The organism is Salegentibacter sp. T436 (genome assembly GCF_001932675.1).
Lineage (GTDB): Bacteria > Bacteroidota > Bacteroidia > Flavobacteriales > Flavobacteriaceae > Salegentibacter > Salegentibacter agarivorans.
Genome location: NZ_CP012872.1, coordinates 3,540,217 through 3,549,743 on the forward strand (window position 1 = coordinate 3,540,217; position 9,527 = coordinate 3,549,743).

Annotated in this window: 11 protein-coding genes and 1 other RNA gene; 5 read left to right on the forward strand and 7 right to left on the reverse strand. The window is 37.3% G+C overall.

The window, feature by feature from the left end:
- Window positions 1–49: 49 nt before the first annotated feature.
- From fsa to ffs, 3 genes are all read right to left on the reverse strand, one after another.
- On the reverse strand, window positions 50–706 hold the full coding sequence (fsa, locus tag AO058_RS15740) for a fructose-6-phosphate aldolase (protein ID WP_075327409.1): 657 nt from the start codon (window positions 704–706) through the stop codon (window positions 50–52).
- A 35-nt stretch (window positions 707–741) separates the two neighbouring features.
- Window positions 742–1,563: an SDR family oxidoreductase gene (locus AO058_RS15745; RefSeq protein WP_075327410.1), complete on the reverse strand. Its 822-nt coding sequence runs from the start codon at window positions 1,561–1,563 to the stop codon at window positions 742–744.
- Between the two features lie 44 nt (window positions 1,564–1,607).
- Window positions 1,608–1,706: signal recognition particle sRNA small type (gene ffs / locus AO058_RS15750), an RNA gene on the reverse strand.
- 87 nt (window positions 1,707–1,793) lie between these two features.
- Here ffs and AO058_RS15755 point away from each other — a divergent pair.
- Window positions 1,794–2,861: a glutaminyl-peptide cyclotransferase gene (locus AO058_RS15755; protein WP_075327411.1), complete on the forward strand. Its 1,068-nt coding sequence runs from the start codon at window positions 1,794–1,796 to the stop codon at window positions 2,859–2,861.
- A complete protein-coding gene (locus AO058_RS15760; RefSeq protein ID WP_075327412.1) occupies window positions 2,861–3,265 on the forward strand; it encodes an acyl-CoA thioesterase in 405 nt (134 codons plus the stop codon). The genes AO058_RS15755 and AO058_RS15760 overlap by 1 nt, the downstream gene beginning before the upstream one ends.
- A gap of 140 nt (window positions 3,266–3,405) precedes the next feature.
- Here AO058_RS15760 and glyA read toward each other — a convergent pair whose 3' ends face one another.
- Window positions 3,406–4,680 carry a serine hydroxymethyltransferase gene (gene glyA / locus AO058_RS15765; protein ID WP_075327413.1) on the reverse strand — a complete coding sequence of 425 codons (1,275 nt, stop codon included), beginning with the start codon at window positions 4,678–4,680 and terminating at the stop codon, window positions 3,406–3,408.
- Window positions 4,681–4,790: 110 nt separating this feature from the next.
- On the opposite strand from glyA, the gene fahA reads away from it, so the two are divergent.
- Entirely contained in the window at window positions 4,791–6,080 is a 1,290-nt protein-coding gene (gene fahA, locus AO058_RS15770) for a fumarylacetoacetase (protein WP_075327414.1), read from the forward strand.
- Window positions 6,081–6,222: 142 nt separating this feature from the next.
- Here the strand turns inward: fahA and AO058_RS15775 are convergent, their stop codons facing one another.
- Entirely contained in the window at window positions 6,223–7,755 is a 1,533-nt protein-coding gene (locus tag AO058_RS15775) for an IS1182 family transposase (RefSeq protein ID WP_075327415.1), read from the reverse strand.
- 310 nt (window positions 7,756–8,065) lie between these two features.
- Complete coding sequence (locus AO058_RS15780) at window positions 8,066–8,392, reverse strand: DUF4440 domain-containing protein (RefSeq protein WP_075327416.1); 327 nt, start codon at window positions 8,390–8,392, stop codon at window positions 8,066–8,068.
- Between the two features lie 289 nt (window positions 8,393–8,681).
- On the opposite strand from AO058_RS15780, the gene AO058_RS15785 reads away from it, so the two are divergent.
- Both AO058_RS15785 and AO058_RS15790 read left to right on the forward strand, forming a co-directional pair.
- Window positions 8,682–9,074: a hypothetical protein gene (locus tag AO058_RS15785; protein ID WP_075327417.1), complete on the forward strand. Its 393-nt coding sequence runs from the start codon at window positions 8,682–8,684 to the stop codon at window positions 9,072–9,074.
- Window positions 9,071–9,268, forward strand: a complete 198-nt coding sequence (locus tag AO058_RS15790) for a helix-turn-helix transcriptional regulator (RefSeq protein ID WP_075327418.1) — start codon at window positions 9,071–9,073, stop codon at window positions 9,266–9,268. Before AO058_RS15785 ends, AO058_RS15790 begins: the two co-directional genes overlap by 4 nt.
- Before the next feature lie 10 nt (window positions 9,269–9,278).
- On the opposite strand, the gene AO058_RS18440 is transcribed toward AO058_RS15790, so the two are convergent.
- A complete protein-coding gene (locus AO058_RS18440) occupies window positions 9,279–9,434 on the reverse strand; it encodes a hypothetical protein (RefSeq protein WP_156858153.1) in 156 nt (51 codons plus the stop codon).
- Window positions 9,435–9,527 lie beyond the last annotated feature (93 nt).

Genomic DNA, 9,527 nt, shown 5'->3' on the forward strand with positions numbered 1-9,527 from the left:
ACGCAAACTCTCTAAATAGCCTTTCCGTAAATTTTACTTCAGCAATTTCTTATTGATTTCCCTTCTTATAATCAGATAAAAATTTCTCTAAACCAATATCTGTAAGCGGATGTTTTAATAAACCTTCAATAGAAGAAAGTGGCCCGGTCATTACATCGGCGCCTAATTTTGCGCACTCTAAAACGTGCATGGTATGACGCACAGAAGCTGCAAGAATTTCAGTTTCAAATCCGTAATTATCATATATCAACCTGATATCTGCAATAAGGTTTAAACCATCAGTAGAGATATCATCTAAACGTCCAATAAAAGGAGAAACATAAGTAGCTCCAGCCTTGGCCGCAAGCAAAGCCTGACCTGCTGAAAAAACTAATGTACAGTTGGTTTTAATCCCATTATCGCTAAAGTATTTAATCGCTTTAACCCCTTCTTTGATCATAGGAACTTTTACAATAATTTGCTCGTGCAATTCTGCCAGTTCCTCGCCTTCTCTAACAATTCCGTCAAAATCGGTTGCGATCACTTCAGCGCTCACATCACCGTCTACAATTTCACAAATTTCCCTGTAATGCTTGTAAATATTATCTTTTCCGGAAATTCCTTCTTTCGCCATCAAAGAGGGATTGGTAGTTACACCATCTAAAACCCCAAGTGCCTGGGCTTCCCTTATTTGATCAAGATTGGCGGTATCAATAAAAAATTTCATAATCTTTAATTGTTTAATGTGTTGTTTTTACAAAATTATAACTTATAATGCTTAAGCAGCATTTTTTCATAGACTTTATCGGGTAAAATTCGCTTTAAACCCACTGAAAATTTCTGAAGCGCCTCCCCTACTTTATAATGCCCACGAGGATCTTTTTCCTGAATAATTTTATACACTACTTTAGCCATGACAAATGGATCTTTCCCCGCGTCTACATCTTCATTCATCAATTTCAGGGTATTACCATAAGGTTCTTTGTAAGGAGAATCTTCCAGAACGGGAGCGTGATAACGACCGGCTGCGATATTGGTAGCAAAATCTCCGGGAGCAATATTGGTCATTTTTATATTGAAATCTTTCAATTCCATTCTAAAAGATTCGGTAGTAAGTTCTAAAGCTCCTTTTGAAGCTGAATAAATTCCGCGGTAAGGCAAACCCATATAACCGGCAATAGAAGTAATATTTATGATAAGTCCGCTGTTTTGCTTTCGCATTTCAGGCAAAACTGCTTTTATCACTTTTATAGGTCCAAAATAATTTGTTTCAAAAGCTTTTGCTATTTCTTCATCTGGAGTTTCCTCAATGGGGCCGGTAATTCCAACACCTGCATTATTGATAAGCACATCAATTTTGCCTTCCTCAGCAATTATTTGTTCAACAGCAGCGGTAATCGTTTCCTTTTTGGTTACATCTAAAGCAACCATCGCAAAAGGAGGATGAGATATCTTCGCCGGATTCCGGCTGGTACCGTAAACTTTAAAATTATGTTTAGAAAGGTATTCGCCTATAGATTTTCCAATTCCGGAAGAAGCTCCGGTTATAAGCACTACTTTTTGAGGAGATGCATTTGTTTTCATAGGCTGCAAAGATGCGATAAAATTTAGAACCTTTTAGAAACAAAAAATGGCAAGCTCCCCACATCACACCGCTACGACCGCCTACCCTTGCTGCGTTCCCGCCCTGGGGGATTCAGCAGGAGCTGGTTGTGTGGGACTTGCCGCTGCAAATATACAATCTTTCCTACTTTGCGCAAGTATTTTTTAAACCGAATTAAGTATTTTAGCAAGGTATTTAATGCAAAAGATCAATGAATAAATTTAAGTTCCTGTCCCTGTTAATATTAGGATTTTTATTTTTTTCCTGCGGAAGCAATTCTGATAAAAAAACTTCTTATTTTAAGCTGAAAACTGCCGAAAATAAGACTGAATTTAAGCTTGGAGAAACAATTGAAGGCTCTATAGAAAACCTAAAAGACCGTGAAATTGATTCTATTCAACTTTATTTTCAGCAAAAATATTTTCAAACTTTAATAGCGGAAACTTCTTTTTCGGTTCCACTTGAAAACACAAAATTAGGACGCCAAAAACTGGAAGCTATAGTTTTTTCTGAAGGGGAAACCGATACAATTAGTGATAACCTAAAAATCTTAAACAACCAATCTCCAAAAGCATATACTTATAAAGTAATTAAGGAATACCCGCACGATAGCGAAGCTTATACTCAAGGGCTGGAATTTTATAAGGACACTTTATATGAAAGCACCGGGCAATATGGTAATTCTTCGTTAAGAAAACTCAACCTGGAAACCGGCGAAGTTTTAAATAAAATAAACCTGGAGGACACTTATTTTGGCGAAGGACTTACCATTCTTAATAACAAACTTTACCTGCTAACCTGGAGAGAAAAAGAAGGTTTAATCTACAATTTAGATGACTTTGAACAAACCGGTACTTTTAGCTATAACCAGAGTAAAGAAGGTTGGGGTTTATGTAACGACGGTAAAAAACTTTATAAAAGCGATGGCACCGAAAAAATTTGGATTCTTGATGCAGAAACTCTTGCTGAAAAAGATTTTATACAGGTAGCTACCAACACTAAAATTTATTCAAAATTTAATGAACTGGAATGGGTTGAGGGAAAGATCTATGCCAATACTTACCAGTTTCCCAGTGTGACTATTATTAACCCTGAAAACGGCGCAATAGAAGGTGTAATAGATTTTAGGGGATTGCGGGAACGCTTAGGTAATCTTGATGATTTGGATTCTCAAAATCACGTTTTAAATGGAATTGCCTATAACCAAAATACTAACAAACTTTACGTGACCGGGAAAAACTGGGACAAGGTTTTTGAAGTAGAAATAATAGAAAAATAATGGCTGAAACACCAGAAATATTTGAACAAAGCTTTTTAGTTGAAGAAAGGCATTTAGATGAACAGAACCATGTGAATAACGTGCAGTATGTACAATGGGTGCAGGATGTTGCCAAAGCGCATTGGGAAGCACGAGCCACCAAAGAGCAAAATGAGAAATTTTTCTGGATCGTGGTTACCCACGAAATAAGTTATAAGCAACAGGCTTTTTTGGGCGACAAGATTTTACTGCAAACCTATGTTGGTGAAACCACTCACGTAAAATCTGTGCGGCACGTGATTATAAAAAATGCTGAAACCGAAAAAGTTTTGGTAGAAGCCAAAACCACCTGGGCGCTTATGGATCAGAAAATGAAAAGACCAACCAAGATTTCAGAAGAATTAAAGAAGGTTTTTCAGCAATAATTCTATTCATTTCAGAGAAGCGAAAAAAAAAAGCTTATTTGAAAGTGTGCTATTTCCGTCATCCTGAACTTGTTTCAGGATCTAACACGAAAAAAACTTTTTCAAATAAGCTTTTAAAATTATATCCAGTATTGAAAGAATTACACTTTAAATAGTGGTTTTCCCTTCATCATAGCTTTTACTTCATTTTTAACCGCTTCCAGTTCACTATCATTATCTATATTAGTGATCACACGCTCAATAAAATCTACAATTTTAGACATATCAGCTTCAATAAGTCCGCGGGTTGTTACTGCAGCGGTACCAATTCTAATTCCGGAAGTTACAAAAGGTGATTTATCATCAAAAGGAACCATATTTTTATTAACGGTAATTTCAGCTTTACTTAAAGCTTCTTCAGCTTCTTTTCCGCTTACATTTTTATTTCTAAGATCTATAAGCATACAGTGATTATCGGTACCACCGGAAATTATATCATAACCTTTATCCATAAATGCTTCGGCAAGTTTCGCTGCATTCTTTTTAACCTGAACTGTGTAATGCAAAAACTCATCGGTTAAAGCTTCACCAAAGGCAACCGCTTTTGCAGCGATAATATGCTCTAAAGGCCCACCCTGGTTTCCAGGAAAAATTCCGCTGTTAAGCAAAGTAGACATTTTTTTAGGTTTTCCGTTTTTCAATTTTTGACCAAATGGATTTTCAAAATCTTTACCCATCATTATAATTCCGCCACGAGGCCCACGAAGAGTTTTGTGCGTGGTTGAAGTTACAATATGGCAATGTGGCATTGGGTCACTAATTAATCCTTTGGCAATAAGCCCGGCAGGATGCGCAATATCTGCAAACAAAATTGCGCCAACACTATCAGCTATTTCTCTAAATCTTTTATAATCTATTTCTCGTGAATATGCCGATGCTCCAGCAATAATCATTTTAGGTTTTTCTTTTTTGGCAATTTCAGCAACCTGGTCGTAATCTATAAGTCCGGTTTCCTTGTCTACCCCGTAAAATACAGGATTATAAAGTTTTCCGGAGAAATTTACCGGAGAACCGTGGGTTAAATGCCCACCATGAGAAAGATCAAATCCTAAGAATTTATCTCCCGGGTTAAGGCAGGTATGAAATACCGCGGTATTCGCCTGTGATCCCGAATGGGGCTGTACGTTGGCATATTCGGCATTAAATAATTCCTTTAAACGATCTATAGCCAGTTGTTCTACTTTATCTACCACTTCGCAACCGCCATAATAGCGTTTGCCCGGGTAACCTTCAGCATATTTATTGGTAAGTACAGAACCTGCAGCTTCCAGAACCTGCTCGCTCACAAAGTTCTCACTGGCAATTAACTCAAGTCCGTTAAGTTGGCGTTCTTTTTCTTCCGCAATCAAATTAAAAATTTCGGTGTCTCGTTGCATTTCAAAAGTTTACGTTAAATATTCATCAAAAGTAAGAAATACATTCGGTTAATAACAGGAAAATAATATATTTGGATTCATTAGATTTCTTAATAAAAACAAAAAATTATATGCCTATTACAGCTAACGACCCAAATAGAAAAACCTGGTTGGAAACTTCGGAAAATACCGATTTCCCTATTCAGAATATTCCTTTTGGGGTATTCCTAACCCGGGACGATGTAATTACCATAGGCTCCCGTATTGGAGACTTTGCGATAGACCTTGGCGCACTGCACCAATTGGGCTATTTTGAAGGAATCCCGTTAACCGATGATATATTTTTACAGGATACCCTAAACGATTTTATCTCTGACGGAAAAAAGACATGGCGATTGGTACGTAACCGAATTGCCGAAATTTTTGACGCAAAAAATGATAAATTAAGGGATAATGAAGAGCATAGAAGCCGTGTACTTTTTACGCTAGACGAGATTGAAATGCAAATGCCGGTTCAGGTGGGTGATTATACCGATTTTTATTCGAGCAAAGAGCACGCTACCAATGTAGGAACAATGTTTCGTGATCCAGACAATGCATTATTACCAAACTGGCTACACATTCCTGTAGGTTATCACGGAAGAAGTTCTTCTATAATCCCAAGTGGAATCCCGGTACACCGGCCACAGGGACAAACAAAACCAAAAGATTCTGATACTCCTGTATTTGGACCTTCAAAAAGAGTAGATTTTGAAGTTGAAATGGCTTTTATCACTACAGACGCTAATCCGTTAGGAGAACCAATACCCATAGAAGAAGCCGAAGAATACATTTTTGGAATGGTATTGTTTAACGACTGGAGCGCAAGAGATATCCAGGTATGGGAATATGTACCTTTAGGGCCATTCCTTGCCAAGAATTTCGCTTCTTCAATTTCACCGTGGATTGTTACTTTAGATGCTTTAGAGCCTTTTAGAACTGAAGGACCTAAACCTGAAGTAGAATTATTTCCATACTTGCAAAGCACTGGCAAGAAAAGCTTTGATATTAATCTTGAAGTTTCCCTTAAACCGGAAAATTCTGAAGAAACTCCGCTGTCAAAAACCAATTTCAAGCATATGTACTGGAATATGAGTCAGCAATTAGCACATCATACCGTTAATGGTTGCCCGGTAAATTCTGGAGATATGATGGCTTCGGGAACTATTTCAGGGAAAACCCCAGATAGTTATGGTTCTATGTTAGAATTATCCTGGAAAGGTGAAAAGCCAGTAAAACTTAAAGATGGTAGCGAACGAAAATTCATTGAAGATCACGATACGGTAATTATGCGTGGTTATTGCGAAAGCAAAGGCCGTAGAATTGGTTTTGGCGAAGTAAGCAGCCAATTATTACCGGTTTTTGAACCTAAGAAAAAGTAAAATATTTTGAACCTATATAAAAGAGGCCGTCTAAAAAGTATTTAGATGGCCCTTTTTCTTTATAAATGTTTTGTAAGAGGAAGCGATTCTTCTTTTTGTAAATCTTCTTTCTGATAAAAAAAGGCAAAGCAGCGCCCCCTTGCTATGCGATACTGAATTTTCTTAAGTTGTGCGCCATAGCTATTAATCCTATCTCAGTAGTTACTTTATCCATTCCCCGCAACATAAACCGCTTAAAGCCCATATTTTGCTTGATATTTCCAAAGACGGCTTCAACATCCCAGCATCTTCTTTTGCGATGTGCTATTCTCTCTTCACTTAGCAGTAGGTTCCTGGCCTTTTCCTTGAGGCGAATCAGGTTGTGATTACGTTCGAGAGTCCTGTTCCCTTTGGCTTTATGACAGCTGCCTCGCAAAGGGCATCCCTTGCAGTTGGCGACCTGATACCGATGGATTTGCTGCTTAAAACCGGTAGTGGTTTCACTCTCATAACTTCTTACCTTCTTCATCGCCTGGCCCATCGGACAATAATACGTATCGGTTTCTTTATTATAAAACAGATTGTCCGGATGAAATGGGTTTTCTCTGTGCTTTTTATCGCGTTGCTCTTTATGGAAGTAATTGTATTTCACATAGGCAGTAATTTCTTTTTCTTCTAAATCGGTATAATTCTCTTCACTGCCATAGCCGGCATCTGCGGTAAGGCTCTCAGGTGTTTGATCGTAGGAATCTATATGATCTTGCAGGTGGTCTTTTAAGGTAGTGGTATCGGCGGTGGTTTGGGCTAAAGTATAATTGGTAATGAATTGGTTGTTGGTGGAAGCCTGAAGGTTATACCCAGGTTTTAACTGCCCGTTCTGCATATAATCATCTTTCATCCGCATAAAAGTGGCATCGGGGTCGGTCTTGCTATAGCTGTTGCGTTTTCCCAGGATAGCTTCCTGCTCCTGGTATTTCTTCAGGTTCCCAGGCCAGTTCTTCCTGGCATAGTTGAGCTTTTGTTTTACTTTTTTATCGACCTCCTTATCTTTTAATGCGTCATTAATGGCATCAATGGTTTTGGCTACTTCATCCGGATCGATAGCCTCAAAATCAGGCTCATTAGGAAGCAATTGTTCCTGGTCATAAACCTTTTCCACATAAGACCATAGTTCCCGAAGCTGTTTCTTAATACGCTCTTTACTGTTCTTGATAGATTTACCCCATACAAAAGTAAAGCGATTGGCATTGGCCTCTATCTTAGTGCCATCCACAAAGAGTTCCTTTAAAGATAATACACCCTGGTCAGCCAGTAAAAGAACCACCTGGTTGAAAATATTTTTAAACTTCCCTTTTAAGCGTTTTCCTCTAAAATCATTGATGGTATTATGATCAGGTTTACTTTGACCACTGAGCCACATAAAATGAATGTTCTCCAGAAGAGCCTGTTCTATCTTACGAGAGGAATACATATTGCGCAGGTACGCATAGATGATCACCTTAAGAAGCATCCGAGGATGGTAACTGGAAGTACCACCTCCTTTGTAACTTCGCTCCAGGTCAGCGATGTCGATTTGATCAATAATCGTATTGACGATTCTAACGGGATGATTTACAGGAACCAAATCATCATAACTGGGAGGTAAAAGACTTAACTGCGACTGGTTATAGGTCTTAAATACAACTTTAGCTTTCATTACATGAAAATAATAAAAACCTCAAAATAATCCAACAAGAAAGGCTGCCTTTTCAGACAGCCTCTTTCTTTTAATAAAATATCTAATTAACTTCTGTTCTTTTTCTTTGCGGCCTTAGCAGCGCGCTTTTCCTTTAAACTCAAAACCGGTTCTTTTTTAGCCGAATTCTTTGAAGGTGATTTTTCTTTTGCCATAATTTCTAAATAGTTTAGCATTAACCCAGTAAAGATAGTGAAAGAAAGCTTTGAAAATTATTTTCACCAAATAATTGAGATTTAAAAAGCTATATACTGCCAGCATCAAATTACTACTACTCTTTGTTCGCTATGGTAGAATGAAGAAGCTGAAGCTTCCAACCTTCATCAGTGAGAATGGCAGAGGCACTTTCCAGCCAGTTTATTTCCCTTACTACCTCATCTCCAGACATAAATTCAGCTTTATTGTGATAGGCCACCCAGGCCATTTTTCCTTCAATTTTTATTTCAATAAAATTAAAAGAGTTAATCCTTTTCACCTGTGATTTTTGCTCACTCGCTTTTTTAATATAATTCCTCATCTTTTCCATATCCCAAACTTCCCCGGTTTCCAGAAGTAAAAAATCTGGGGTACAATAAGTCTCAAGCGCTTGAAGCTCCATATTAGAAAATATCTCTTGAAAAGAATTTTTAATAAGTTATTTTATCTGTTCTTCCTTTTGCTTTTCGGAATCCTGCCCCATAGCCGCTGTAGCAAGAAATAATATTAATACTTGAAATACTCTTTTCATTAGGATAATTATTTAGAATTTAAGATACTAATTTATCCCTTAACATCATTCTTTTTCTGAATCTCAAAGAAATTTATGTAAATAAAACTTTACATTTAAATTAATTGCGTATACTTGTAAAGTAAACATTACATAAAGTAAACTATTAATTACATTAAAAATGAAAGCAGAACGAAAAAAGAATCTTTACAACCTTGCCATTTGGACCTGGAGCTGGGTGACTACCCTTGCCCTTGCCTCTTTTGGCCCCAAATACATTTGGGACGATCATAGTGTATTAACCACACTGGCAGTTTCAGTAAATTTTGTCCACGGAATTTTAATGATTATTGCGAACCGGAGAATGTTCAATAATTTTGATGAGCTGGAGCGGAAAATTCATTTAGAATCTTTGGCTTTAACCTTAGGCTTAGCGGTAGTAGTTGGCTTAACTTATTCTCTACTTGATGCCACCAATTTAATTGCATATAATGCCGAAATAAGCAACCTGGTAATTTTTATAGGCCTAACCTATTTGGTTTTAGTCACCGTAAATACCAAACGCTACGCATGAAAAACAAATTAAAAGTACTAAGAGCCGAAAATAGCTATACTCAGGAAGATTTAGCAGATATTATTGGGGTCTCGCGGCAAACAATTAATGCCATAGAGAAAGAGAAATTCGATCCCAGTTTGCCAACGGCATTTAGAATTTCCAGGCTTTTTAAATTGCCAATAGAAGCTATTTTTTCTTTTGAAGAAAATTAAATGTGAGCACTTACTTCTGAAATCTTAAACGGCCGGTTACCAATAAACCAATTCCCAAACCTGTAAGTAAGCCCGCAGCTATACCGGCTAAATCTCCTTCAAACAGGGAAATTAAGCTAATGCCAATTGCTAATAATCCTAAACCGGTAATCCTTACTTTATTCATCTTTATCAAATTTTTTAGAATTTATCAATTATGCTGAAGGTTACGGGTTTAATTATCCTGGGATTAATTTGAGGTAATTATTTTTACCAAAAG

Coding starts and splice junctions, on each gene's coding strand:
- fsa (WP_075327409.1), bottom strand. CDS start 706: ATGAAATTTTTTATTGATACCGCCAATCTTGATCAAATAAGGGAAGCC.
- AO058_RS15745 (WP_075327410.1), bottom strand. CDS start 1,563: ATGAAAACAAATGCATCTCCTCAAAAAGTAGTGCTTATAACCGGAGCT.
- AO058_RS15755 (WP_075327411.1), top strand. CDS start 1,794: ATGAATAAATTTAAGTTCCTGTCCCTGTTAATATTAGGATTTTTATTT.
- AO058_RS15760 (WP_075327412.1), top strand. CDS start 2,861: ATGGCTGAAACACCAGAAATATTTGAACAAAGCTTTTTAGTTGAAGAA.
- glyA (WP_075327413.1), bottom strand. CDS start 4,680: ATGCAACGAGACACCGAAATTTTTAATTTGATTGCGGAAGAAAAAGAA.
- fahA (WP_075327414.1), top strand. CDS start 4,791: ATGCCTATTACAGCTAACGACCCAAATAGAAAAACCTGGTTGGAAACT.
- AO058_RS15775 (WP_075327415.1), bottom strand. CDS start 7,755: ATGAAAGCTAAAGTTGTATTTAAGACCTATAACCAGTCGCAGTTAAGT.
- AO058_RS15780 (WP_075327416.1), bottom strand. CDS start 8,392: ATGGAGCTTCAAGCGCTTGAGACTTATTGTACCCCAGATTTTTTACTT.
- AO058_RS15785 (WP_075327417.1), top strand. CDS start 8,682: ATGAAAGCAGAACGAAAAAAGAATCTTTACAACCTTGCCATTTGGACC.
- AO058_RS15790 (WP_075327418.1), top strand. CDS start 9,071: ATGAAAAACAAATTAAAAGTACTAAGAGCCGAAAATAGCTATACTCAG.
- AO058_RS18440 (WP_156858153.1), bottom strand. CDS start 9,434: ATGAATAAAGTAAGGATTACCGGTTTAGGATTATTAGCAATTGGCATT.